The sequence below is a fragment of the Actinomycetospora endophytica genome (genome assembly GCF_021026375.1).
Classification (GTDB): Bacteria; Actinomycetota; Actinomycetes; order Mycobacteriales; family Pseudonocardiaceae; genus Actinomycetospora; species Actinomycetospora endophytica.
In genome coordinates this window covers 253,534-278,203 of sequence record NZ_JAJNDB010000001.1, presented here as the reverse complement: position 1 = coordinate 278,203, position 24,670 = coordinate 253,534, and the positions used below count along the sequence as shown (strand labels likewise).

At 72.7% G+C, this 24,670-nt stretch carries 26 protein-coding genes; 11 read left to right on the top strand and 15 right to left on the bottom strand.

Annotation, left to right across the window (positions count from 1 at the left end; genetic code table 11):
- Positions 1–217: 217 nt before the first annotated feature.
- Positions 218–2,668, bottom strand: coding sequence for a hypothetical protein (locus LQ327_RS01350; RefSeq protein ID WP_230729727.1), 2,451 nt, complete (start codon positions 2,666–2,668; stop codon positions 218–220).
- Between the two features lie 142 nt (positions 2,669–2,810).
- A complete protein-coding gene (locus LQ327_RS01345) occupies positions 2,811–2,960 on the bottom strand; it encodes a hypothetical protein (protein WP_230729726.1) in 150 nt (49 codons plus the stop codon).
- Between the two features lie 389 nt (positions 2,961–3,349).
- Here LQ327_RS01345 and LQ327_RS01340 point away from each other — a divergent pair, with 389 nt between their 5' ends.
- Positions 3,350–4,879, top strand: coding sequence for an alpha/beta hydrolase domain-containing protein (locus LQ327_RS01340; protein WP_230729725.1), 1,530 nt, complete (start codon positions 3,350–3,352; stop codon positions 4,877–4,879).
- 67 nt (positions 4,880–4,946) lie between these two features.
- Positions 4,947–6,353: a MurL-like N-terminal domain-containing gene (locus tag LQ327_RS01335; protein ID WP_230729724.1), complete on the top strand. Its 1,407-nt coding sequence runs from the start codon at positions 4,947–4,949 to the stop codon at positions 6,351–6,353.
- Here LQ327_RS01335 and LQ327_RS01330 read toward each other — a convergent pair.
- Both LQ327_RS01330 and LQ327_RS35185 read right to left on the bottom strand, forming a co-directional pair.
- The gene (locus LQ327_RS01330; protein WP_230729723.1) at positions 6,308–6,463 is read right to left on the bottom strand and encodes a hypothetical protein; all 156 of its coding nucleotides are present in this window, start codon (positions 6,461–6,463) and stop codon (positions 6,308–6,310) included. The two genes, LQ327_RS01335 and LQ327_RS01330, sit on opposite strands and share 46 nt — an antisense overlap.
- Positions 6,394–6,693, bottom strand: a complete 300-nt coding sequence (locus LQ327_RS35185; protein ID WP_372460634.1) for a hypothetical protein — start codon at positions 6,691–6,693, stop codon at positions 6,394–6,396. The genes LQ327_RS01330 and LQ327_RS35185 overlap by 70 nt, the downstream gene beginning before the upstream one ends.
- 323 nt (positions 6,694–7,016) lie before the next feature.
- Between LQ327_RS35185 and LQ327_RS01325 the strand changes: the two genes are divergently transcribed.
- Positions 7,017–7,721: an RNA polymerase sigma factor gene (locus tag LQ327_RS01325; RefSeq protein WP_230729722.1), complete on the top strand. Its 705-nt coding sequence runs from the start codon at positions 7,017–7,019 to the stop codon at positions 7,719–7,721.
- Between the two features lie 101 nt (positions 7,722–7,822).
- Here the strand turns inward: LQ327_RS01325 and LQ327_RS01320 are convergent, their stop codons facing one another.
- The 6 genes from LQ327_RS01320 to LQ327_RS01295 all read right to left on the bottom strand — a co-directional run bounded on the left by LQ327_RS01320 (position 7,823) and on the right by LQ327_RS01295 (position 13,773).
- Complete coding sequence (locus tag LQ327_RS01320) at positions 7,823–8,503, bottom strand: alpha/beta fold hydrolase (RefSeq protein WP_230729721.1); 681 nt, start codon at positions 8,501–8,503, stop codon at positions 7,823–7,825.
- A gap of 157 nt (positions 8,504–8,660) precedes the next feature.
- The gene (locus LQ327_RS01315; RefSeq protein WP_230729720.1) at positions 8,661–8,954 is read right to left on the bottom strand and encodes a putative quinol monooxygenase; all 294 of its coding nucleotides are present in this window, start codon (positions 8,952–8,954) and stop codon (positions 8,661–8,663) included.
- Between the two features lie 61 nt (positions 8,955–9,015).
- The gene (locus LQ327_RS01310; protein ID WP_230729719.1) at positions 9,016–10,182 is read right to left on the bottom strand and encodes a S1C family serine protease; all 1,167 of its coding nucleotides are present in this window, start codon (positions 10,180–10,182) and stop codon (positions 9,016–9,018) included.
- A gap of 268 nt (positions 10,183–10,450) precedes the next feature.
- On the bottom strand, positions 10,451–11,785 hold the full coding sequence (locus LQ327_RS01305; protein ID WP_230729718.1) for a hypothetical protein: 1,335 nt from the start codon (positions 11,783–11,785) through the stop codon (positions 10,451–10,453).
- A complete protein-coding gene (locus LQ327_RS01300; RefSeq protein ID WP_230729717.1) occupies positions 11,782–12,639 on the bottom strand; it encodes a F0F1 ATP synthase subunit B in 858 nt (285 codons plus the stop codon). Before LQ327_RS01300 ends, LQ327_RS01305 begins: the two co-directional genes overlap by 4 nt.
- Positions 12,640–13,083: 444 nt before the next feature.
- On the bottom strand, positions 13,084–13,773 hold the full coding sequence (locus LQ327_RS01295) for a DUF6962 family protein (RefSeq protein ID WP_230729716.1): 690 nt from the start codon (positions 13,771–13,773) through the stop codon (positions 13,084–13,086).
- A gap of 181 nt (positions 13,774–13,954) precedes the next feature.
- Between LQ327_RS01295 and LQ327_RS01290 the strand changes: the two genes are divergently transcribed.
- Entirely contained in the window at positions 13,955–15,355 is a 1,401-nt protein-coding gene (locus LQ327_RS01290) for a M1 family aminopeptidase (RefSeq protein ID WP_230729715.1), read from the top strand.
- Positions 15,356–15,373: 18 nt separating this feature from the next.
- Here LQ327_RS01290 and LQ327_RS01285 read toward each other — a convergent pair whose 3' ends face one another.
- Both LQ327_RS01285 and LQ327_RS34470 read right to left on the bottom strand, forming a co-directional pair.
- Positions 15,374–16,138, bottom strand: a complete 765-nt coding sequence (locus LQ327_RS01285) for a polyphosphate kinase 2 family protein (protein WP_230729714.1) — start codon at positions 16,136–16,138, stop codon at positions 15,374–15,376.
- Between the two features lie 59 nt (positions 16,139–16,197).
- Positions 16,198–16,680 carry a MarR family winged helix-turn-helix transcriptional regulator gene (locus LQ327_RS34470; protein WP_308286232.1) on the bottom strand — a complete coding sequence of 161 codons (483 nt, stop codon included), beginning with the start codon at positions 16,678–16,680 and terminating at the stop codon, positions 16,198–16,200.
- Between the two features lie 201 nt (positions 16,681–16,881).
- On the opposite strand from LQ327_RS34470, the gene LQ327_RS01275 reads away from it, so the two are divergent.
- From LQ327_RS01275 to LQ327_RS01245, 7 genes are all read left to right on the top strand, one after another.
- Positions 16,882–17,871 carry an LLM class flavin-dependent oxidoreductase gene (locus LQ327_RS01275; protein ID WP_230729713.1) on the top strand — a complete coding sequence of 330 codons (990 nt, stop codon included), beginning with the start codon at positions 16,882–16,884 and terminating at the stop codon, positions 17,869–17,871.
- 310 nt (positions 17,872–18,181) lie between these two features.
- Entirely contained in the window at positions 18,182–19,063 is an 882-nt protein-coding gene (locus tag LQ327_RS01270) for a DMT family transporter (protein WP_230729712.1), read from the top strand.
- Positions 19,064–19,171: 108 nt separating this feature from the next.
- On the top strand, positions 19,172–19,504 hold the full coding sequence (locus LQ327_RS01265; protein ID WP_230729711.1) for a cupin domain-containing protein: 333 nt from the start codon (positions 19,172–19,174) through the stop codon (positions 19,502–19,504).
- 251 nt (positions 19,505–19,755) lie between these two features.
- Entirely contained in the window at positions 19,756–20,097 is a 342-nt protein-coding gene (locus tag LQ327_RS01260; RefSeq protein WP_230729710.1) for a hypothetical protein, read from the top strand.
- 118 nt (positions 20,098–20,215) lie between these two features.
- On the top strand, positions 20,216–20,671 hold the full coding sequence (locus LQ327_RS01255) for a BLUF domain-containing protein (protein WP_269069116.1): 456 nt from the start codon (positions 20,216–20,218) through the stop codon (positions 20,669–20,671).
- Positions 20,672–20,721: 50 nt separating this feature from the next.
- A complete protein-coding gene (locus tag LQ327_RS01250) occupies positions 20,722–21,483 on the top strand; it encodes a hypothetical protein (protein WP_230729708.1) in 762 nt (253 codons plus the stop codon).
- 127 nt (positions 21,484–21,610) lie between these two features.
- On the top strand, positions 21,611–22,195 hold the full coding sequence (locus LQ327_RS01245) for a dihydrofolate reductase family protein (RefSeq protein WP_230729707.1): 585 nt from the start codon (positions 21,611–21,613) through the stop codon (positions 22,193–22,195).
- Positions 22,196–22,264: 69 nt separating this feature from the next.
- Here LQ327_RS01245 and LQ327_RS01240 read toward each other — a convergent pair whose 3' ends face one another.
- From LQ327_RS01240 to LQ327_RS01230, 3 genes are all read right to left on the bottom strand, one after another.
- Positions 22,265–22,678: a hypothetical protein gene (locus LQ327_RS01240; protein WP_230729706.1), complete on the bottom strand. Its 414-nt coding sequence runs from the start codon at positions 22,676–22,678 to the stop codon at positions 22,265–22,267.
- Between the two features lie 336 nt (positions 22,679–23,014).
- Positions 23,015–23,329 carry an STAS domain-containing protein gene (locus tag LQ327_RS01235; protein ID WP_504766133.1) on the bottom strand — a complete coding sequence of 105 codons (315 nt, stop codon included), beginning with the start codon at positions 23,327–23,329 and terminating at the stop codon, positions 23,015–23,017.
- Between the two features lie 475 nt (positions 23,330–23,804).
- Complete coding sequence (locus tag LQ327_RS01230; RefSeq protein WP_230729704.1) at positions 23,805–24,635, bottom strand: nuclear transport factor 2 family protein; 831 nt, start codon at positions 24,633–24,635, stop codon at positions 23,805–23,807.
- Between the last annotated feature and the right edge of the window lie 35 nt (positions 24,636–24,670).

Below are 24,670 nucleotides of genomic sequence, written 5' to 3'. Positions count from 1 at the left end.
CCCCCACGGCAGGAGATCCTGCCCGGCGGGGCCCGGCTTCCGCAGCGCCGTTTCACCGACACCATCGAGTTCCGGGCCGACGGCCCGATCGACATCTCTGCAACCGAGTCACCGCGACCCGGTTGGTCGGGAGCAGTTCGTGCCGGAGAGACCGTGACCGTTGCGGCGCCGGCACCGCGAGCGCCCACAGGTCGTCGGCGTTGAGCCGGCCGGCTCTTCAGCTCTCGCCACCGGAACTCTTCGAGCTGGAGCCCGAGTTCTTGGAGCTGGAATCTTTCGAGCCGGAGTGCTTGGTGGCCGAGCTCTTCGAGTCGGAGCCCTTGGAGCTCGAATGCTTGGCCTTGAGGTCCTTGATGCTGGTCCCGGAGCTTCCCGAGCTCTTGCTCGAGTACTTGGCGATGAGCCCCGCGAGCCCCTTCGCCCCCGAGTTCTTCGACCCCGAGTTCTTCGAGCTGGGGTGCTTGGTGTCGGAGCTCTTCGAGTCGGAGTCCTTGGAGCTCGAGTGCTTGGCCTTGAGGTCCTTGATGCTGGTCCCGGAGCTTCCCGAGCTCTTGCTCGAGTACTTGGCGATGAGCCCCGCGAGCCCCTTCGCCCCCGACTCCTTCGAGCCCGAGCGCTTCGAACCAGCAGATTTGCCCGCGTACTGGCCGACGAGCTTGTTCGCCCAGCTCGTCGCCGCCTCCCGGACATGCCGCTCGGTCGGGTTCCGGGAGCTGTTCGCCCGTGACGACTTCCCCGACCTCGTGTCGGGTCCACTGCGGTCCTCGTCTGAATGCGGCGAGCTCTTGCCGGACTTGACGGGCAACCCGACTCGGTAGGTCGTTCCGCCGACGTTCATCAGGGCGCTGTGCCGCCCATCCGCCGAAGCGTCCTTCGACGCTGATCGATCCGCGTGGTCATCCGGCTGGGCCTGCTGGGCGTCCATCGCCTTGCCGACCAGATCGCCGACCGTGCGCATCCCGGCCGACGACACCGCCGGAGTCGTCGCCGACCCGCGCTGGGCGCCCTGCCGGCCGCTCGAATGACTCGAGCCCGGCTGGTCGCCGAGCAGCCCGCCGACCGCCCCTCCCAGCCCGCCGCCGGTCTGAGGCTGCTGCACTCCGTCGCGCCCGCTCCGAGTTCCGCGAGGCGCCCCGGACCGGTCGTCACCGGTCAGTCCGTCGACCGCGCCTCCGAGCACACCACCGACCCGACCGGCGGTCCGCTCCACCGGCTTGACCACGCCCTTGTCGCCGTCGTCGCCCTTGGCCTGCCCACCGGAGCCGTCGCTCGCTCGCCTACCGGCACCGCCGAGCAGTCCGGTGCCCCGCACGGTGTCGGTGACCGGCTTCGTGGCCGCCCCCGCGGCAGCCAGGACACTGCCGTGGCTGGTCGAGGTGTTCTCGGCCGTCTGAGAGAACCCGTCATCCGGTCGCGGCGGCGCCGCCGTACCGGGCAGATCGCGCTCCTTGTCCCCCGAGTTCGGCGAGCGGCCGGCCAGGATCGACCCGCTCTCCCGGTCCCCGCCCGGCGCCGTCGGCTTCGGGCCCTTGCCGAGGTCGTCGACCTGGGAGACGACGGTGCTGGTCGCCTGCGCGGAGGTGTCCGGCATCGGGGCGCTGCTGGCCTGGGTGACGTCCTGCTGCCACTTGCCGGCCTGATCGGCCAGCATCTGGCTGCGCGCCTGCAGCGTCGCGCGCTGCGCGGCGATCTGCTGCTGGACATCGCCGGGTTGCCCGGGCTGGTCGGCGGCCTGGGTCAACGACGCCAGCTGGGCGTTCGCGGTGCCGAGCGCGGCGTTGTTCTGCTGCAGGTTCTGCCACGCTGCGATCTGCGAGGCCAGGATCGAGCGCTGGCTCTCCAGGTAGGCCTTGCGTGCCTCCAGGGCCTTGACATCCGGCGGCTCCGCCGTGGCACCGCGGTTCGCGGCGCCGGCCTGCCACCGCTGCCGGGCGGCGTCGATCATGTGCAGTTGCGTGTTCGTGGAGGCCAACGCGAGGTTGGCCTTGTCCAGCCACTGGGAGCCACCGGGGGGCAGCGGCGGCGGGGTCAGCGCCTCGGGCGAGGTCTGCTGGGAGATGCCGAACAGCGCGGTACCGCCGCCGAACACCATCGCGGCTGCGAGCCCCGCGGCCACGGCGGTCTTGGGCGCCGCCCAGGTCGGCCGCTTACGCAGCGCCTTGAGTGGCACCGGCTGCCGCGACACCGCACTGCCCGGCCCGGAGGAGGCGGACTGCTCCCCAGCGCCCGCCCCCTCCGTCTCCTCGGCCGAGTTCGACTCCCACCCCGAGCAGGAGTCGTCCTCGTCCCCGGCGCGGCCCCAACCGTCGCCGGCGTCTTCCGGGGCCTCGTCGTCGACCACGCGACGGACCGCGGTCCCGATGCGCTGGAACGCCGGCTCCTCGTCCGGGCTCGCCCCGGTCACCTCCCTCCCGTCCGCGTCGTCGCGCTGCTCCGGCACCCGGAACTCCTCGGGCTCGGGCTCGACGGGCAAGGGCGGGGGTCCGGGCTCTCGGGACGGCACGAGCTGGCCCGACTCGGTCAGCTGTTCCTGCTCCCGGCGGGCCGCTGCGCGGCGAGCCCGGGCCGCGGTGCGGTGAGCCTGGCAGCAGTACTTGCGCGGGGGAGCGCCGTCCGGTTGGGGCTCGAGCGACTCTGCGCAGCCCTCGAGGTCACAGACATCCGACATCGACGAACTCCTCGACGTAGTGGCGTGGCCGATCTCGCCCGGCCCCGCCCGGGAAAGATGTGGTCGTGGTCCCGAACCGGCGGTACGCCGAGACCCTCAGGGCATCTCCGGCGCATCCGGGCGGACGGTGATCTGACTGATGTCAGCGGTGCTCTTCTGTCTGGCTGCTGTGTGTCGTGGTGCCGAACAGCCGGGTTCGCGAGTCAGCGGCGCGGCTCGTGGATCCCGGCGAACAGCGCTGCGCGAGCAGCGCCGTGATCTCGTCGGCAGTCGCCGGGTCGTCGTCGGTCATCGTGATGTCTCCTCGCCCGCCGCTGATGGCCGTTCACGGAAGTCAGACCGGCGATCCGGCCCTTCCGCGTCCCCGGATCTTTTCTGGATCGATTCATCTAACGTCGGTTCCTGACCCCGACGAGCCACCGGTGTCGGCTGCGGAGAGCCCTGGATGGCGCGATGCCTGCTCAGTGAGACCTGGAGATGCGCCGTCCGACCTGGTTCTCTCCCGTCCGAGATCCCGTCCACCGACCCGACATGCGGTCTCCGGCGGCACGGTGTTGCGCGGGCGGCGCCGGTCGTCACGGTGAGGCGAGCGAGCCAGGGGTCGGGAGGGACGAGGCGATGCCAGGTCCAGGTAGTTCTCCGACCACGGCCAGGTGGCGACGACGGGTCGGCGGGGTGCGGGTGGCTGGGCTGTGCTTCGCCCTCTGTCTGGTCGCGGGCACCGTGGGCTGCGGGGTGACGAGCCCGACGGGCGACGGCGTGGGAGTGGAGGTACCGGGTCTCCCCGCGGTGTCGGGCCCGATCCCGGTGTCGGCGCAGTCCTATCCGTTCCTGGCCTCGGACCACGATGTGAGCCCGATCGACGTGGCTGCCTCGGGCTACGTCGAGCAGGAGTACCTCGTCGCCGGGCCGGCCCGGGTGTTCTCGTGGCCCGCGTCCGACACCCTGCGGGTCGCCGCCACCGGCAGCTACACCACCCGCATCCTGATCCGCCGCCCGGCGGATCCGGCGAGGTTCAGCGGCCGGGTGCGGGTCGAACCGCTCAACACCACCAGCGGCCATGACCTCGACGGAGCGTGGGAGATCGGCCACGCCGGCTTCATGCACGCCGGGGACGCCTACGTCGGGATCACCGTCGGCCCGCAGACGATCTCGTCGCTCAAGCGCTTCGACCCGGCCCGGTACGCCTCGCTGCAGATGGCCGACCCGCAGCCGGACACCTCGGGCTGCCCGACGCCGCACCAGATCGATCCCGGCGGAGAACCCGGCCTGGCCTGGGACGTCATCAGCCAGGTCGGCGGGCTGATCCGCAGCACGGCACCGAGCAACCCGCTGCGAGATCTGCGCCCCCGCGAGAGCACCTTGACCGGGTGGTCGCAGTCCGGCTCCTACGACCTCACCTACCTCGGCGCGGTCGCCCGCCACGAGACGCTGCCCGGCGGCGGCCCGGTCTTCGACGGCTACGTCCCGGGCGCCGGTGGCTACGCAGGGACGCCGATCAGCCGCTGTGCCCCACTACCGGCGCCCGGCGATCCCCGGGCGCGGTTCGATCCACCGCCCGGCGTCCCGGTCGAGGTGGTGAGCACCCCCACCGATTTCGCCAGCGCGGCGAGCTTCCCCCGGGCGACCGACCGCCCGGACGACAGCGACACCCCGGATCGGCGCATCCGGCTGTACGAGATCGGCGGAGGCAGCCACCTCCCGGCCGATCAGGGTGCGTTCTTCCCCGACGACGCGGAACTGGTCCGTGCCGGGCTGCGTCCCGAGAACCGCGTCGCCTATCCGCTGAGCCGCTTCCCGTTGCACGTCGTGCTCGACGCCGCCTTCGCGAACCTGGATGCCTGGGTCGACCACGGCGTCCCACCGCCGCACGCCACGCGGTTGACCGTGGCCGATCCCGCGGACTGGCCGCCGGAGGCCACCACCGACGCCCTCGGCAACCCGGTGGGCGGGGTCCGCACCACCGCGTCCGACGTACCGACCGCCACCTTCGCGCCCCGCGGTCTGAAGGCGCCCGGCAGCAACCAGAGCGCCTATGCCGGGTACGACATCACGTTCTCCCTGCAGTACCTGCAGGTCCTCTATCCGGGCCACGGCGACTACGTCACCAAGGTCACGGCGGATGCGCGGGAGCTGCAGGCCCGGCGATGGCTCACCGAGGACGATGCGGAGGACCTCATCCGCGCCGCCGACCGGGCCCCGGTGCCCTGACGCCTCCGCCGAGCGGAGGCCGCCATGAGATCATCGGTGGCGACATTCCCCGTGGGAGGGTGCGCCGGTGGAATGGCTTGACGAGAGTCGCTGGGCCGATATCCACACGTTCCGCTATCGCGGGCTACGTTTCGACCCGAGCACCGGCGTCGCCGAGTTCGACTATCTCCACGACGGGAGCGCCCAGCAGCTCCGTTTCACCGACACGATCGAGTTCCCGCTCCCGTGCGGCGACGTCGACCCCGCGGCGCTGGAGTCGTTCGGTCGGGTGCTGGAACTGCTCTACGTCGCGGTCGGCACCGTCTACTACAAAGGGGTCGCGCCCGGCCGGGTCTCGGTGGACGCGGTCCCGCTCGCCCCGGCGGCCACACGCTGGGCCGAGGCCCTCTACCAGCGGGGACTGGCCGAGTTCGCCCATCGCTGGACCCTGGAGCACGTGCTGGATCTGCCGGTCGAGACCGAGCACCGGTCCCCGGTCGGGGAGTTCCGTGAGCTGGCGACGGCGGGCCGGATCCCGCTGGTGGCGATCGGTGGCGGCAAGGACTCCATCGTCGCGCTGGAGATCCTGCACACCGCGGGGTTCGCCCCAGCCATGTTCGCGGTGGAGCGGGAGCCCACGCCACTGCTCGAGGAGATCATGGCGCGAGGTCCCGGCCCCGGGCTGCTGATCCGGCGTCAGCAGGATCCGGAGATGACCCGGCTGCTGCGGGAGAACGCCATGCGCGTCGGCCACGTCCCGGTGACCGCCATCAACGCGCTCGCGGGTGCCGCGGCGGGAGCGCTGCACGGGCTCGGCCCGGTGGTGCTGGCCAACGAGCGCTCCGCGGACGAGAGCACCATGGTCTGGCGCGGCCGCGAGGTGAACCACCAGTGGGCCAAGGGGTCCGAGGCCGAGTCGTTGCTGGACGCCGCGCTCCGCGAGCACGCCGGGCTTGGCACCGGCTGCTTCTCGTTGCTCCGCGGACTCTCGGAGCTGGCGATCTGCCGGCTCTTCGCCGCGACCCGCGACTACGACGCGCTGCTGACCAGTTGCAACTTCGCGTTCCGGATGAGCCACCAGGGTCGCACGCAGCGCTGGTGCAACGACTGCGCGAAGTGCCGCTTCGTGTTCCTGGCGCTGGCGTCCTCCATGGAGAAGCGTCGGCTGCTCGAGATCTTCGCGCACGATCTGCTCGACGACCCGAGCCAGCTCGACGGGTACCGGGAGCTCGCGGGGCTGGCCGGGCACAAGCCCTTCGAGTGCGTCGGGGAGATCGCCGAGACCCGGGCGGCGGCCGCGATGCTGGCCGAGGACCCGCGGTGGCGCCGGGCGAGGGTGGTGCGCGAGCTCGCGGCACAGCTACCGCCGATGCCGGCGGCCACAGCGGACGGGGTGTGGCAGGTCGACAAGGCCCCCGCCGCGCCGGAGGCCTACCAGCACGCCGTCGATCAGTGGGTCCCGGTCGCGCCGCCGCTCCCGCACGGCGGGTCGTAGGAGCGGTCCGGGGAGACGTAGGTGCTCCACGCCTCCGATGTCAGGGTGTCGGGCGTGGCGTCGCAGACCCGCCGGATCGCCGCGTCGACGTCCAGGTTCCACAGGAGCACGGTGCGGTCGCGGCCTCCGCTGGCCAGGACGCGGCCGTCGGGGGGAACCCGAGGCTGTAGACGCTGTCGGTGTGCCCGATGATCGGGTCGCCGACCGGGGCTCCGCGACCCGGATCGGCCATGTTCCACAGCGCCACGGAGCGATCATCGCTGCCGATGGCGAGGGTCTGACCGTCGGAGCTCCACGCCGCCCCTCCGACCGCGCCGACCTGCGCGCTCCACTCCGCCAGCGTCCGGGCGGAGGCCGGCCGGGAGCCCGGGAAGCCGGCGCAGCGCCTCGAGGTGCTCCACGAACCAGGTCGGCGCTGCCATGGCGTTCCCGTCGCGTCGTCGCATGAGTCTCACTGAGCACCGAACAGACAGGCTCTGACCTGCGCTTCCAGCCCCCGTCGACTCCCGACGGGCCCCCACCACCACGGGTCGCTGACAGCGTCCTCCCCGTACCGGAGCAGATCTTACGAGGCCGTACCGACCGTCGGTGGCGGATCGCCCAGGGCGGCGACCGATACCCGACGCGGCCGGCGACGGACGACGAGGAGGATCAGCGGTGTCGATGTCACTGCCCAGCCCCGCGACGGGAGCGGACCTGCTCACGCGGCCCGGTTCCGGAGGGGACCGGGCCCGCGCGACGGCCACCGACGGAGCCGGGCCGTACCCCGCCCCCCGGAGCGCGCATCCGGCCGAGCGGATCCCGCAGCCGCAGGGCGGGGATCGGGCCGCCGGTGACGCGGAGCTGCTCGCCGCCCACGTCGCCGGCGATCGGGAGGCGTTCGCGGTGCTCTACGCCCGCCACCGGCAGGTGGTCTTCCGGGCGGCCTGGTCGGTGCTACGTCATCACCAGGACACCGAGGACGCGGTGCAGGACGCGTTCACCCGCGCCGCGCATCACGCGGGCCGGTTCCGGGGCGACGCGGCCGTGAGCACCTGGTTGCGCCGCATCGCGATCAACACCGCGCTCTCCCAGCTCGTGTCCAGGCGGCGGCTGGCCGAGCCGGTGGAACCGACCCACGACGTGCTCACCGTCGAGCGCTGGGTCGCCGCCGGGGGAGTCGAGGTCGCTGTGCTGGAGGAGGCACTCCTGCAGCTGTCGTACCGGCTGCGGGAGTCCTTCTTCCTGCACGTGCTGCGCGGGTTCACCGCGTCGGAGCTGGCCGTGATGCTCGGAATCCCCCGGGACACGGTCCTCTCGCGTGTGCGTCGGGCCAAGGTCGCCCTGGCGGTCATCCTGGCGGAACCGCCGGACGCGGTCGCGCGGTGAGCGCACTCCGCGGGTCTGCAGGGCGGCGCCCACCCTCCCGCCGATCCAGCCGTTGGCCCCGGTGACGACGACGCGCCCTCGAGTGGACACCGGTTCTGGCGTCAGGCCACGCGGGCCAGGGCGGTGTCGATGAGGTCCACGACGGCGTCGGGATGCGAGATCATCGGCACGTGGCTGGATTCGACCTCCACCGTGGTCGCGCCCATCCGCGCGGCGAACGAGCGCTCGGCGTCCGGCGGGATCGCCTCGTCGTGGGTGGCCACCATGTACCAGGACGGCAGCGCCTTCCATGCCGGGACGCCCATGACGTCCTCGAGGGTGCTCGCCGCGAGCGGCTGCTGGACGGCGTGCATGACGCGGGCCCGTGCCCGGTCGACGTCCGCGGCGAAGTGCCCGACGTAGTCGTCCTCCGGGAGCCAGGCGAACCCGAGCTCGTCGATGTCGAGGTGAGCCAGCGCCGGCGTCGGGGGGCCCTGGGCCAGGAGCTTGCCGATCGATTCGCCCTCGTCGAGCCCGAAGGCCGCGACGTAGACGAGCCCGACGGCGTTCGGGGCGTCCCGGCCGAGTGCGGTGATGATCTGTCCGCCGTAGGAATGGCCGACGACGAGGGTCGGACCGTTCTGACGTCGCAGTACCTGACGAAGGCGCGCGACGTCCGCGTCCAGGGACGTCTCGGGGAACTGCGGACCGGTGACGGTGTGACCGCGCGACTGGAGGGCCTCAACGACGGAGCTCCAGCACGAGCCGTCGGCCCACGCACCGTGGACCAGGACGATGTTCATCGGGACTCCCTCCGCGCTGCCACTGTCCCGTTCGACCGTTCACGGCGCCGGCCACGGTCCGGTGAACACCGCACCTCGATCCGATCGCGAGCGTCGCAGGAACGGAAGATCGCTCACCGCACGTGAGCGCCCGATGCCGCTGGGTGCGGTCCTCCCGCTATTCCGCCGTCGTTTCCCAGACCGTCCACTCGAGATCGCCCGTGAGCGCCCCCGCGTCGACGAGGGCGAGCAGGTCGGCGACCTCACGTTGCGCGTTCTGGCGGTCGAGGGCCTCACGATTCTCGAACACCTCGACGGCGAGGAAGGTGTTCGGGTCCGTCACGCTGCGCGCGATGTCGAAGTGGACGACGCCGGGCAGTTCACGACTCGGAGCCTCGACCGCCGCGATCGTCGTCGCGACCTTCTCGGTCCATTCCGGGCGGCACTGAATCCTGAAGCGGCCGATGATCATCGTGTCTCCTTCGTCCGTGGTCCGTGAGTATGACCGCCTTTCCCGTCGAATGTGACCGCCGTCAGGCCGCCGGGCCGGCGGCGAGGACGGCCGTGCCGGTGTGCGAGGTGCCGTCCGCGTCGACCCAGGTGAGGCTCACGCGGTCACCGACGGCGTGGGAGCCGAGGCTCGAGGAGAGCTGATCCGCGCCGGTGATGGTCTGCCCGTCGACGGCGGTGATGACGTCGCCGGCCGCCAACCCGGCCGAGGCGGCGGGCGAGCCGCTGACGATCCCGGAGATCGGGGCGCCCTGGGACGTGGCGCTCGATCCCGTGCCGTCGGATCCGTCCCCGTACCGGCTGGATCCGTAGCCACCGCCGTATCCGCCGGCGTTGTCACCGCCGGACGACGAGGAGCCGGACGCGCCCGAGCCGATCTCGACGCCGAGGAAGGCCGGGTATCCCTGCTGGATGGCGCTGTTGTGCACGCCCGAGGTGATCTGGCCGGCGACGTTCAGCGCCGTCGCGATCGGGATGGCGTACCCGGTGGTCGGGGTGCCGGTGGTCGAGTCGGCGGCGTTGCGGACGGTCGGCGACGAGGACTCCGAGGCGGCGGTGTCGATCCCGATCACGGCACCATTCGCGTAGAGCGGCCCGCCGGAGTCGCCGGACTCGATGGCGGCCTGGACCTCGATCATCCCGTTGAGGTTCTCGGCATCGGCGGACGTCTCGTCGGAGGCGGTGACCGTCTGGCCGGTGGCGAGCACCGTGCCGGTGGCGGCCGACGGGGTCCCGCCCTTGCCGCCGGCGTTGCCGACCCCCGTCACCGAGGTCCCGGGCGCCACGGCGGCCTGGGCGGCGGGCGAGGCGAGGACGGCGGGGGTGAGACCCGAGGCGCCCTGCAACTGCAGGACGGCGACGTCGGCGGTGGCGTCGGTACCGACGACCTCGGCCGTGTAGCTCGCGCCGCTGCGGACATCGGTGACCTTGATGGACGTCGATCCCTGGACCACGTGATTGTTGGTGAGGATTTCTCCCGCCGGGGTGAGGACGATTCCGGTGCCCGCGGCCTCTCCCTGCCCGTAGTCGAGAACGGTGTCGATGTCGACGACGCCGGTCTGCTGCTGGGTCGTCGCGGCCGCCGCGGACGACTGGGTGCTCGTCTGCCCGAGATCACCGTTCCCGATGCCGAATCCACCGCCGTGACGATCGGGGGCGGCGGCCACCGTCGTCGTCGGGGCGGACTCCATTCCGACGATCGTTCCGGTGCCGGCCGCGAGCGAGACCACGACGGCGGCCGTCGCTCCGACGCGCAGCCAACGGTGCCGCGGCGGAGCCGGCCTGACGGCGGGTCGCTCGGTTCCTGAGTCGGGGAGTTCGTTCTGCCGGTCCATGGTTCACCTCGGGTGGGCCCGCGGCCCTCGCAAGATGAATTACGCCCGGAATCGAGGAGTTGTCTGTGAAGTGGAGCGACGGTTCCTGAGAGGCGCCGGAACGCGCCGCGCGCCGATCTCCCGGTCAGCGCCCCCGGTGACCGCCGTGACCCTGTCCGCCCGCCCGGCCGTTGCCGTGGCCGTCGCCACCGCCCGGGCCGCCGTCATGACCTCGGTCGCGGCCGGAGCCGCCATCCCCGCCGGGCCGGGCGTGGTCGCCCTGCGCCGGACGTGACGACCCGGGGTGCGACCCGCCGTCGTCCGCCGCCGCCCCGCCCCCGTCGGCCGGCGCCGACTCCGAGTCCGCCGCCGGAGCGGACGACGATGCCGACGGCGAGGGCGCCGACGCCGCGGACGACGGCGCCGCGGACGACGAGGGTGCTGACGAGGAGCGCCGGGATGCGGGCGGCGCGGACGACGACGCCGCGCCGGGCCCGGAATTCGCCGAGGACCCGGAGTCCGCCGAGGGTCCGGAGTCCGCCGAGGGCCCGGACGGCTCGGCCGCAGGTACCGGCTGGTTCGCCGCGGCGACCGACGCCTGGGCGGGGGGAGGCCCGCCGACCCCCGGAGCCTGGGCGGGTGCGAACCGGGCGGCTCCGGCCAGCGGGACGACCGCCGCCGGCGACACCTGTGGCCGGGGCGGCGCGATGTTCCCGTGCAGGTTCAGGTCGGCCGCGGCGGCAGTGGGAGGTGGCGGACCGCCCGGCCCGGGAGCATGGGCGACCGCGCCCGGTACGGGGCCGGGACCGGCGGTCGCGCCGGCGCCGGGAGGCAGGGCGGACCCGGGCGGAGGAGCCCCGTCGGTCGGGGTCGGGGTCGGGGCCGGTGCCGAGGGACTCGACTGACCGAGTTCGTGGACGGCCACCGCGGCCGCTCCGAGTGTGGCGAGCGCAGCGGCGGCGACGGCGATCGTGCCCCGGAGACGGCGACGCGGCGGCGTCTCGGCGACGGGCGCCAGGCCCGGCGGGTCGAGCGGATCCAGCGTGCCCACCGCCTGGCCGCCGAGGCGCGCCAGTTCGTGAGCGGTGACGACCTCGGAGGACGCGTTGACGGACCCTCCGCCGCCGAGCAGGTGGGTGAAGGCGAGCGCGCCGTGGGTCAGGCGCCGTGTCACCACGTCGACCGCGATCCCGTCCAGAATGGCGATCTCGCCCGGCGTCATGCCCCGGGAATGGTGCAGGACCAGCGCCCGGCGTTGCACCGACGGCAGCCGGCGCAGCGCCGTCAGACCCTGGTCCTCGGCCGCGACCGGGGCCAGGGTGACGGTGTCGTCGTGGGCGGGCTCCGCGACCCGGGTCGTCACGAGTCGAGGCGCGGGCGCATCCGCCCGACGGGCCCACGGCACGGGACCCGCGCTCCTCGGCACCGCGTACCCGGAGCCGCCGCCGAGCCGCGGGGCGCCGTGCGCCCCTGTGCTCATGCCGCGTCGTCCCCGTGGTCGTGCGTGCTCCCGGCGTCGTCCGGCGCGGTCTCGACGGGATCACCGGGCCCGCCGGTCTCACCGGTCGCGCCGTTCTCCGGTCGGGCCGCGGAGGCCGCGGCGGCCGCGGGCTGCGCCGAGGAGTGCTGGCGGGGGAGCTGCCCCGACAGCGAGTCGAGCAGGCGCCCGAGGTCGCCACGGACGCCGTCGTGCAGACCGTGGAGGCGCTGGAGCTCCTGCTCGGCCTCGGTGTGCCGGCGCTGGATCTCCGTGTCGGTGTCCTCACGACGCTGCTGGGCCGTGGCCTCGGCGTCGCGGGTGATCTGCTCGGCGGTCATGCGCGCCTCGGCCAGGGTCTGCTCGGCGTCCTGGCGGCTGGCCGCCATCTGCTCGTCGAGCTCGCGCTCGCGTTCGTCGAGCTCACCGCGGCGCCGGGCGGCTTCCTCGTCGAGCGAGGAGCGGCGTGCGTCGAGGTCGTGCTCGACCTCCCGACGGTGCGCGTCGGCCTCCTCGCGGGTGCGCTGCATCAGCACCGCCGCCTCACGGTTGGCGGTGGTGCGTGCGTTGGCCGCCTCCTGCTCGGCCACGCGTAGGACCCGCTCGACGCGGTGGCCGAACCCCGACGGCAACGAGGACTCGCCGTCCTCGGGTCCGGACCGCTCCGCGTGGTCGCGGGTGCGGGCCAGCTCGGCCTCGGCCTGCGCGGCACGCTGCTGTTCCTGACGGTGCGCGTGCTCGAGGCTCTCGACCCGCGCCAAGAGCGCCTGGACGTGGCCGTCGACCTGATGCTGGTTGTAACCCCGGCTGCTCAGGTCGAAGACATTGGACTCGGCGGCGTCACCCGACTGCGTCACGCGGAGGACGGTAACTCACCCGTATGCACCCGTCAGCCCCGGGACGAGATATTTCCGTAGCCGTTCCGTGATACCACGTGAATGACATCGGTGGGGTTTCACCGGACCGGGCGGGAATGGGGCGCGGCACGAGGTGACGCGGAGTGGTCGCGGAGGTGAACAGTCACAGGTCGGTAACGGCGCGTGGTGCTGCGACGATGCTTCGAACACGGACGGTGTGGCGCGGGGAGCCGTACCGCAGACGCGGGTGGGCAGGTCAGCGATGGTGAACGCGGGAGCGGTGGGCCGTGACGCGGCCCGATTGATCGGACTGGCCGAGGCGGTCGCGGAGTTCGCGGGAGAATGTGATCACCCAGGTCTGGCCGGGCGTGCGCACGACACCGCGTGCGCCGCGCGTCGTTTCGAGGCGATGATGGTGCCGGTCGACCGCTGCACGGTCGGGGGTTATCGCCGGGAGTTCATCGAGATGTTGCGCCAGGTCCATCGAGGCGACGGCAAGAGGTCGTGAACACGCCGTAGCCGCACATCCGTCACCGCGCGCTCCCCGCTGCGGACGACGGCCCGGAACAGCAGCACCATTCCGACGATTTGTCCGATGTGATATGCGGAGTCGGGATCCAGCCGCAGGAATGCCGACGCGCCCGGCACCAGCCGCAGCAGCGCCGCCGCGATGCTCACCCCGATGGCGACCAGCATCGCGCGACCCGACGGGTGCCCGCGCACCGACGCCCAGATCCAGAGCCCGATGACGCAGGCCATCGTGAGGCTCTCGCACCACATGATCGCCTCGATGCTGGGGTGCCCGGTGGCGGCGATGACCGCGTAGGCGACGAAACCGAGCAGACGCAGCGGCCAGAACACGATGGCGCGGCTGCGGCCGAGGACCTGCACCACGGTGGCCGCGAGGACGTACGACATCATGACGACGACCATGGTGCTCATGACGGCCCACGTGATCCCGCCGATCCGCGGGACGGCGACGAGGTAGCCGTGGAACGCGGCGCCGATCAGCGCGGTCACCGCCGCCCAGGCGAACGCGGCGCGCCAGTAGCGCGCGCCCTCGACATCCCGGGGCAGCCGCGGGACGAGGCAGAGGGTGACCAGCCCGAGCGCGAGGTCGGTCAGCGAGGCCATCGGCTGGACGAGCACACGGCACGGTACGTCCGGCGACGCCCGTCGCGGCAGGCCTTCGTTCCGCGGACGAGGTCCGCGCAGAGCGTCCCTGGCGCCGCGGGCCGGTACGCGGCATCGTCGAGTCGTCCCGGATCAGGGAGCGTGCCGCGTGACGTGCTCACCCCGAGGGCTCCGCCGGTGCGTGGCCCTCATCGGGCTCGTCGCGGTGCTGATCCTGCTCGGCGCCTGCGCCGTGATCCCGCGGTCGGCGCCCGCTCCGCCCGCCGTCGCACCGTGGCCGCAGCGGCCGTCGGTCGACCTGGCGTTCGACCTCGCCCCCGACCTGCGCACCGCCACCGGCCGCGAGACGGTGCAGTTCGCGCCGGACCTGCCGGTGTGCGAGCTGGTGTTCCGGGCCTGGCCCAACATGCCGAACGCGGCCGTGCAGGGGAACTCCCTGGAGATCACCGGGGCCGGCGTCCAGGGACGCCCGACCGTACCGGTGGTCCGGCCGGGGGGCGCTCCGAGCGGTGCCCCCGGCACGCTGATCGAGCTGCCGCTGCCCGCCTGCGTCGCCGCGGGGCAGACGGTCCGGGCCGAGCTCGGCTTCACGCTGCGCCTCGGGAGCAACGCCGACGAGCGTCTCGGCACCTCCCCGGCGACCGGCACCGCCTGGTTCGGCTCCGGCTTCCCCCTGCTCGCCTGGGTCCGGGGTCAGGGTTGGGCCCGGGACGACGCCGTCGGCATCGCCAGCGAGACCGCCACCAGCGAGGACTTCCAGCTCGACGCGCTCCACGTGATCGCCCCGGACGGGGCGGCGGTGTCGGGGACCGGACGCGCGGACGCCCCGGCACCCGGCCCGCGGCCCGGCACGACGACCCACGTCTTCCGCGCCGATGCGGTCCGCGACGTCTCGGTCGCCGTCGGGGCCTACCGGGTCCTCGAGCGCGATGTCGCCGGCACCCGGCTGCACCTGTTCACCCCGTCGTCGGGGACGCGCACCGACCCGGAGCAGTGGGCCGGGCAGATCGACGGGGCGCTCGGACGGCTCGAGAAGCTCGTCGGGCCGTTCCCCTACCCCGATCTGTGGGTGGCCATCGCACCGTCGCTGTCGTCGGGCATCGAGTACCCGGGCGCGCTGCAGTTCGGCGACCTCCGCTCGGACGCGCTGCCGGAGCTGGTCCCGCACGAGCTGGCCCACCAGTGGTTCTACGGGCTGGTCGGCAACGACCAGGCTCGCGACCCGTGGCTCGACGAGGGATTCGCGACCTACGCCCAGGCCGTCGTCGACAACACCCCCGGCGAGTACCGGACCGCCGACGTGCCCACGGCGCTGCGCGGCAAGCTCGGCGATCCCATGGCCACCTGGTCCGACCGTGGAGCCGCGGCCTACTACTCGGGCGTCTACGTCCAGGGCGCCGCCGCGCTGCTCGCCGCCCGGAAACGGGTCGGGGCCGGACCCTTCGACGCCGCGGTGCGCGCGTACGTCGCCGGGAACGCCCATCGCGTCGCCACCCCGGCCGACGTCGCCCGCGCCTTCGCCGGGCTCCCGGGAGCGAAGGATCTGCTCACCCGCGCCGGGGCCTTCTCCCCGCCCGGGTGAGCGTGCGCTCTCGGGCGATCACGATGTGGGCGGGTCGGGATCGATCCCCCGGGCCGCCAGCGCGGACTCGATCTCCGAGCACACGGTCCGCACCACCGCGACCCGGGCCCAGCGCTTGTCCTCGGCCGCGATCAGGTGCCACGCACCGGCGGGCGACTCGGTCCGGCGCACCATCTCCTCCACGGCCGCCTCGTAGGCGGGCCGTCGGTCGCGGTTGCGCCAGTCCTCCGGCGTGAGCTTCCAGGCGCGGTAGGGGTCCTTGTCGCGCGCCTGGAAACGGCGCAGCTGCTCGGCGGGGGAGATGTGCATGAAGAACTTGACGACGATGGTGCCCTCGGCGGCCAACGTCGTCTCCAGGTCGACGATCTCCGAGTAGGCCCGTTCCCAGGCCGCCTCGGTGGCGAACTCCTCGACGCGTTCGACGAGCACGCGTCCGTACCAGGTCCGGTCGAGCACGGCCATCCCGCCCCAGCCGGGCAGCGCCGGCCAGAACCGCCACAGGAAGTGGTGGCGTTGCTCGTCGTAGGTGGGGGCCGCGAACTGCACGACGCGCACGTGCCGCGGGTCGAGGGGCGCCACCAGGCGCTTGATGGCTCCGCCCTTCCCGGACGCGTCCCAGCCCTCGAACAGCACGAGCAGCGGGGGTCCGATCGGGCCCGGGCCGATCAGGCCCGCCAGCAGCAGCCGCAGGTGCACCAGGCGCTTCTGGGCCGCCGCCAGCTCGTCGGCGCCCTGCTCCCGGGACAGCCGCGAGGACAGGTCCACCGCATCCAGTCGCCCCACGTGTCCAGCCTCGCAGGATCGCGGCCCGGTCACCACGATCGGCCGCGGCGGTCAGGCGGCTAGTGGCGCGGGGTGCCCGACCGCCCCGGACCGCGGACCTGGGTCGTCAGCCGGTCGAGGCGCGCGCACAGCGCCGTCACCTCGTCCCCGCTCATCGCGGCGGCGCGCTCGACCCCACCGGCGACCTCGCGGGCCTGCTCCTCCAACGCCCGACCGGCGTCGGTGGGGGCGACCAGGACGAGGCGCTCGTCGTGCGGATCCCGACGGCGGGTCACCAGTCCCCGGACCTCCAGGCGCTTGAGCAGCGGCGAGAGAGTCCCTGAGTCCAGTTCCAGGGTCTGACCGAGGTACTTCATCGACGCGTGTCCGTGCTCCCAGAGCACCAGCATCACCACGTACTGGGGATAGCTCAGTCCCAGTGCGCTGAGCCCCTGCCGATAGCACGCCGTCATCGCTCGCGACGCCGCCGCGAGCACCAGGGCCAGCTGGTCGTCGGGCAGGTCGCCGCCGGTGTCGGGGTGCGGCTGCTGGATGTCCTCCACACCCCCGACGCTACGGACACCGACCACGACGGAGCCAGCGGACTCCGTCCGTCGGCGCACGAGGACGCCCGGCGCGGCGCTTGACAGTCCGGAGCGAGATGGTGACTGTGCGCACAGTCAGCGTGGTCCGGACCACGCCCGAGGCCTGGCCGGCCCGACGGGTCGAGCGTGACGACCCGTCCGGCGCCGGATGGAGGAACCATGCAGGTGTCCTGCGCTTTCCCGACCGCCCTGAGCTCGCCGGACGACATCGCGCTCGCCGAGCAGCTCGGCTACGACCGCGCCTGGGTCTACGACACCCCGCAGCAGAGCCCGGACGTCTGGATGACCCTGGCGCTCGCGGCGGAACGGACCGAGCGCATCGGGATCGGGCCCGGCGTCCTCGTGCCGAGCCTGCGCCACCCGATGGTCAACGCCGCGGCGACCGCGACCCTGGCCGCTCTCGCGCCGGGTCGGACCGCGGTCTCGTTCGGGACCGGCTTCACCGGCCGCCGCGCCATGGGATACCGGGCCATCACCTGGGCGTTCATGGAGTCCTACATCCGCGTCTTCCGCGACCTGCTGCGCGGCGAGGTCGTGGAGTGGGAGGGCGCGCGGATGCAGATGCTCCATCCCGACGGGCATGCGCCGGCGAGGCCCGTCGAGGTCCCGGTGCTCATCGGGGCGCTGGGACCGAAGGGCGAGCGGGTGGCGCGCGAGCTCGGCGACGGGCTGTTCGCGACCCTGCAGGTCCCGGACTTCCTCAGCGAGTACACGTGGGTGCCGTTCCTGGCCTGGGGCACCGTGCTCGACGACGACGAGCCCCAGGACACCGAGCACGCCCGCGTGGCCGGGGGACCCGGGTGGGCGCTGGCCTACCACGGTGCCTACGAGTTCAGCGGCGCCGACGCCGTGCGGACCCTGCCCGGCGGGGACGAGTGGCTGTCCGTCGTCGAGGAGAGCCCGCAGGACGAGCGCCACCTCGCGGTGCACTCCGGGCACTGCGTCGAGCTCGGCGAGGCCGATCGCGCCGCGTGGGACGCCGGCGGCTCGGCGATGCTGCGCGACGTGACCGTCAGCGGCACCCGCGCCGAGGTCCGTCGCCGGATCGACGACCTCGGCGCCCAGGGCGTGACGGAGATCGTCTTCCAGCCGTGCGGTCCGGACACCCGCTCCGAGCTCGAGCGGTTCCTGGACGCCGCGCGCGGCTGATGGGGCGGACGACCTCGTTCTCGGCCAGAGCGGCGATCCGAACGGAGAGTGCCTCGAGCAGGACCGATCGGACCGACGGGCACGAGTCCGAGTCGAGCTCGCCGGACACCGTCAGCACGTCGTCGTCATCGGTCGCGTGGACCGCTGCCCCCGTGGTCACCGTCGCAGCCTGACATCGTCACCGACCGTGGCGCATGTCCGGTCCACGAACGGTCCCGGCGGTGGGTGCGACCGTCACCCTTCCTGCCCGTCCTGATGCCCCGGACGCATCCACCAGCTCCCGGAAGGGGATGGTGGTGCGGTGGTAGGGGTGATCACGCTGGTTCTGGGCGCGGCGGCGGTCGGGGCACTCGGCCTGGTGCTGTTGCGCAAGGCCACCGAGGCCGAGCCGCCGCAGCAGGGGTTCTCGTGGTCGCTGCTGTGGCTGCTGATCCGCCGTCGTCCGGTGTGGGCCGCCGGACTGGCGGCCGTCGTCGGGTCGTTCGCGCTGCAGATCGCGGCGATCGCGAACGGCCCGGTGTCGCTGGTGCAGCTGGTGGTGGTGATGGAGCTGCCCTTCACCCTGCTCCTCTCCGCCGTGCTGTTGGGCGGGCGCCTCGAGCGCCGGGAATGGTTCGCGCTCGCCGTGATGACGGCGGGGGTGGCCGGTCTGCTCCTGGCGTTGGCGCCCAGCGGGGGCGACCCCACCTCGGTCCCGCTGTCGACCTGGGTCGTGGGGCTGGCGCTCGGTGCCGGAGCCATCGGGTCGGCGCTGGTCTGGGCACGACGCACGACGCGCCGGGTGGTCGCCACCGCCCTGGCCGGGGTGGCCGCCGGGGTGTCGGCCGGCCTCGGCGCGGTCCTGGTCAAGCCGGTCACCGCGGCGCTGGCCGGCGGGGTGGGTTCAGCGCTCGCGGCCTGGCAGACCTGGATGCTGCTCGTCGTCGGCGGCGTCGGCTTCTTCCTGCTCCAGAACGCCCTGCAGGCCGGGCGGCTGATCGCCTCCCAACCGGGGATCACCCTGGCCAACCCGCTGGTCGCCACCCTCTGGGGCGTCGGGGTCTACGGCGAGCACGTCCGGAGCGGCTGGTGGTCGGCCGCCGCCGGTGTCGGCGGCGCCCTGCTCGTCGCCGGGGTGATCGTGCTGTCCGGATCGCCGCTGCTGGAGGGGCACCGGGAGGCGCCGGAGCAGGCGCCCGCCGCCGGCCGCTGATCGGCCGACCTGGCGGGCGCGGGACACGGCCCGTTTCTGCCATGGTCGGCGGACCGCGAGACCCGGATCCCGGGCGACGACCGTCGGCCGTGTCGGAATGGGGCGTCCATGGAGAAGTTGTCGCTGACCGCGCTGGCCCGTCAGCAACTCAAGATCGCGAAGGACGCCACCAGCGGGCGCGGCGCGCACACGGTCTACGGCGGCCACGAGCACACGCTGCGCCAGACCGTGATCGCCCTCGCCGCCGGCCGCGCCCTCGATGACCACAGCAATCCCGGCGAGGCCACCGTCCAGGTGTTGCACGGCCGGGTGCGCCTCACCGCCTCCGACATCTCCTGGGACGGGGCTCCCGGTGATCTGCTGATCGTGCCGGACGCGCTGCACCGCCTCGAAGCGCTGGAGGACTCGGCCGTCCTGCTCACGGTCGCCAAGCACCGCTGATCCACCCGAATCGTTCCGTCTGTCCGCGCGGCGTTCGAACTGTCCTGCCGACGCCCGACGATTCGAGATCCCTCGTCGAGTCACGACGAATACGGTTCCGCCGGCCTCTCGACGCGAGGACAGTGGCGCGGGCGTCGATAGTGGCACTGCGGGGGCGCCCGGACGCGCGAAGTGACCATGATGAGCGTGGTGGGGGATGCGAGATGTGGTCTCGGCGACGGCGGATAATCCTGGTCGACACGATCGATCGGATGACGGTGGCAGAACTGCTCGCACATTGCCGGTTGCTCTCCGATCAGGGCTGGCGGCGGGTGGTGATCGACGCTTCCTCGGTGACCGGGTGCGATCGGGCCGGGCTGATCGGCCTGGTCGAGCTGCAGCAGGGGCGGGGTGGGCTCGAGGTCGCACTGACCGGGGTCCGGTGGTCACAGTTCTTCCCGGCGCTGCAGGCGACGCCGCTGGTCGAGCTGCAGGCCACCCACCGCTGGATCCGGGCGCTGATCGACGACGAGGCCGACGACCAGGACGCCGACGTCGGGCACGGGGGCCGGCACCGGGCCGACCACGTCCCGACCGGCCATCCCGTCGCGTGATCGGTTCGACCGCGGCGGGGGACTGCTCGTCCGGCATGGTCCGATTCCGGTCCCGAGAGCACAATGAGCCCGATCCGGGGCGCTCGAACGGTGCTGGGTGCAGGGAGGATGGGCGATCATGGTCGAGCTGACAACGGAGTCGGCAGGGGTCCTGCAACTGATCTACCGGAGCCACAGTCGTATTCCGCGCACGGATCGTCCCACCGTGCTCGCGGAAATCTTCCGGCAGGCGCGGGCCCACAACCGGGAACTCGGGATCACCGGGGCACTGTTGCTGACCGATCATTACTTCGTGCAGGTTCTCGAGGGGTCACCGTCCGCGGTGAACGAGCTCTACGAGCGCATCGGTGCCGACACCCGGCACGAGGCGCTCGAAGTGCTCGAGACGACGACGGTCCCGGCCCGGACGTTCCCGCGCTGGTCCATGGCCGAGGTGTCGGCGGTCGGGCACGCCGACATCCCACTGCATGCCCTCGGCAACGAGATCCACGCCCGGGCTGCCACGGCGCTGACCGGCGACCAGCGCGCGGTGCTGGCCCGGATGCGCAACACCATCGGCGCCGACCTGGTCTGAGCCCAGTCCGTCGGCGGCACCGGTCCTCGGAGGTGGGAGTGCGACGGCGGGTGCGGCGGAGCGTCCTGGCGACGGCGGGCATCGTCGTGCTGGTGCTCTCCGCGTGCGGCGCCGGCTCGTCGGTCCCGCACGGGGTCGCCTTCATCGACGCGGTCGTCGCCCGGTCGCCGCTGGAGGACGGACTGGCGACCGTGGTCCTGCCGAGCAGCATGAACGAGGCGAACCTCCTGGTCGCGGTCGCGATGGGGGACGGGCCGGGCCCGGGGGAGGCGAACGCCGAGGCGCAGCACACCCGGCTCACCGACAGCGCGGCGCACGCCTGGACATTGCGCGACCACCACCTGGTGTACGGGTCGATCATCGACGTCTACACCGCGCCGGGAACCGGCCGTGAGAACGGCGCCACGATCACCAGCGAGATGACCGTGAAGACCGGCGACGAGGGCCACTCGCTGTCGGTGCTCGCCTATCGCAACGGACGCCTCGAATCGATCACGCGGCGCAACGGCAGCTTCGGTGTCCCGCAGCTCACCCAGACCGTGTCACGGGGGACCGATGTGATCACCGCCTTCGGGGACGGGCGGAAGAACATCCCGGCCACGCCGGTGGCCGGTTTCCGTCCCCTGAACGTCCTGCCGGTGGACGGGGGCCCGCGCGGCGACCAGGACCTCTACCAGCTCGACCGGCTGGACCCGCCGGGGTCCTCGCCCGGTGGGGCGATGCTCACCGGCAACGACGCCCCGCCGCCCTCCGCCTACTGGGGAATCGTCAACGTCAACATCGTGCCCGCGGACCCGTCGGACGGCGGATGAGCGTGTCCGTCGAGCTTCGAGCATCTCCTGGATGGCTCGCCGTCCGCGGCACGCCTGCTATCGTCCGCACGACCGATTGCAGGTCGCAACCACTTGGGGGCTCATCGTGCCGGACACCACCTGTCACATGTCGGTCTCACTGGACGGCTTCGTCGCCGGGCCGGACCAGAGCCGGGACGACCCGCTGGGGAAGCGGGGGCGGGAGGTGCACGGCTGGCACATCGGCGACCCGCGGGCCACCGAGGCCGACAAGATCGCCGCCGAGTGGCTGATGCGACCCCGCGGCGCGTACGTGATGGGGCGGAACATGTTCGGCCCGATCCGTGGGGACTGGGACGAGGAGTGGAACGGCTGGTGGGGCCCCGAGCCGCCGTATCACGCGCCGGTGTTCGTGCTGACCCATCACGATCGCGATCCGGTCGAGATGGAGGGTGGGACGACGTTCCACTTCGTCACCGGAGGGTTCGACGCGGCCTACGCCGCGGCCCGTGAGACCGCCGGGGAGAGCGGCGTGGACATCGCGGGTGGGGCCTCGACGGTCCGGCAGGCGCTGCAGGCCGGGGTGATCGACGAGTTCACCCTCGACGTCGTGCCCGTCCTGCTCGGCTCGGGGGAGCGGATCTTCGACGGGGTCGAGTCCTTCGGATTCGAGCCCGCCGAGGTCCTGCACTCGCCGTTGGCCACCCACATCCGTTATCTCCGCGTCGGCTGACCCGGGAGACCGACGGATACCGGCCGCGTCGGCCGGCCCCTCGGCGACGACGGTCGCCGGAGGGGCTCGTCAGTGGCGGAGACGCCCGACGATGCGCTCGAAGGTGCGCCGATAGGACAGGTCGGCCGGGTCGACCGGCCGATGACGCCGGGCCCGCCTCCTCGTCGTCGGCGCCGCCGACGACGACGTCCGTCGGGTGTCGGCGTAGCGCTGGGCGATGCGTGCCGCGTGCCGGCAGTTGGTGGGACGGGGCAGGCTCGCCGCCTGGGGTTCGTTCCACAGACCGAGGTCGCCTTCGGGGTGGCCGGACCGGTACCGGGTGAACCAGGCCTCCCGGACCGGCAGATAGGCGACCTCGTGCTGCCCCAGGCTGGTGAACCACTGCCAGCGCCAGGATGTCCCCGAGTGCTGCGGAGTGAGACGGTTCTTGGCCACTCGCCGTGGCTGCTCGACCGGTTCCTGACCGGCGCTGATGTCTGTCATGACGTGTGCTTTCTTCCCGACGCGACCCCGACGATGCGTCCCTGGTGAGGGGTAGGCAGTGCGCACTCTCCGCAACCGCGGCAGAAAGCCGCAATCGAGGGCCCGGTCGGCGTAAAAACGGCCGTGGTCGGCTCGTCGGGCCCGGATCTCGGCCTGACCGGGGTGTGAGTGAACGTTTCCGCCGGAGTGTCCGCGCCGCCCGGCCGGGACGCCGAGGTGCGGCGATCACGCACGGCCAGGAGCACCGGGGACCACCTCGTCCCGGCCCCCGCACCCGTCCCGACGCGGTCGCCCGCCACCGCGGCCGACCCCCCGGCCACACCCTGCGCGGCTGAGCTACGCGGGTTCCTCGAGGACCGTCCGAATCATTCGGTAATGGCCCTCGAACTGTTCGGCCTCGGAATGGAGCAACGCGGGCACGAATTGCGCCCAGTGTGCTCCGGTCAGCCGCACCCGGAGCCCGCACCGGCCCTGGTGGAGTTCCCAGAGCCCGACCAGTCCTGCTGGCTCACAGCGCGCCACCCCCGACACGTCGATCACCACCCGGCGCGCACCGTGCCGCGCCAGCAATGAGCAGCGCGCGGTGAGATGCGTCGCGGCCCTCTCGTCGACCACGCCAGAACAATAGATCTTCTTCGATCTGAACCGCATGTCTTTTCCGCCCCCCGGCGGCTCCGCGTCATGCGGGCCGCTGGCGGCGAAACTGCCACAATGGGCGGCGAAGGATCAACGCCGTGATGCATCGAATGCGGGGCGGTTCGCCGGCCGTATCGTTTCCCGGACAGCGGCGACGCCGGTCGGATCAGAAGGCGGCACGAGAATCGGTGGCGCAAGAATCGGTGGCGAGCAATCTGTCGTCGTTCATCGTGGGACTATGGCGAAATTGGTCGATCCCGTAGCCTGGTCCGGGTGTCGGGGGACGGGGTCGCGAGAGGTCAGGAACGAGCAGCGCGGCGCGTTCCGGCCGTGGTCTGCCCCGACTGTCGCGGGCACGGCCACCTGCACACGATCGTCGCGGCGTTCATCGAGTGCGGCTCCGGTGTCCTGGAGCGGCCCTGTGCCCGGTGCGACGGCAGCGGACGTCAGGCGGGGTTCGAGGCGCGGGCCTGACCACCCCGCCCCGGTGTCACCTCGGGCCGAACAGCGGCAGGAGCTTGCCCGAGTCCATGTACTCGCGGAACTCCACCACGGACCGATCCTGCATCGTCCAGACGTGGACGAACCCGACGTCGAACGGGGCGCCGGCGACGCGTCCGGTGTGGTGTCCCTCGACGACGACCCGGTCGCCCGCGGCGTGGAACCGCTCGGGGTGGACCTGCAGCTCGTCGTAGTGGGCGGGCAGGGCCGAGAAGAACGCGGCGATCTCGGCGGGGCCGCGGAAGGTGCCGCCGGTGGGCAGCTCGTCGGGGGAGTACCACTGTGCGGTGTCGGCGAACGTGGCCAGCACGGCGGGGATGTCGCCGCGGGAGAACGCGTCGTAGCCGTCGCGGACGATCTCGACGAGGGACGGGGCGAACGCGGCGACGCTCTGCGCGGAGTCCTCCGACCCGCGGAAGAAGACGATGCGACCGTCGGCGAAGCGCCACCAGTGCTGCATGTACATCTCGGCGCGGCGACCGGTGGCCTTGACGGTGTATGCCCACCGCACGGTCGCGATCACGTCGTCGCCCCCGCAGGTGCAGCCGACGACGTCGAGGTAGTCGATGTCGACGGTCGAGGCGATGGCCGCGAAGAACCCGGGCACGGCGTCGCGGCCCCGGTAGGAGCCGTACCAGGGCGCGCCGGTGCCGGCGGCCTCGGCGGCCCAGTCGACGTCCTCGGCGAGCTCGGCGAGCACGCCGTCCAGGTCGCCGCGACCGAAGGCGGCGTAGAGACGCTGCACGGAGGCGACCTTGGGGTCGTCGTCGGGGGCGGTGTCGATGGTGGCGGTGGGCCGGGGTGACGGTGTCGTTGTCATGGCGACGACGATCCCGGGACCTGCGGATTCGTCGC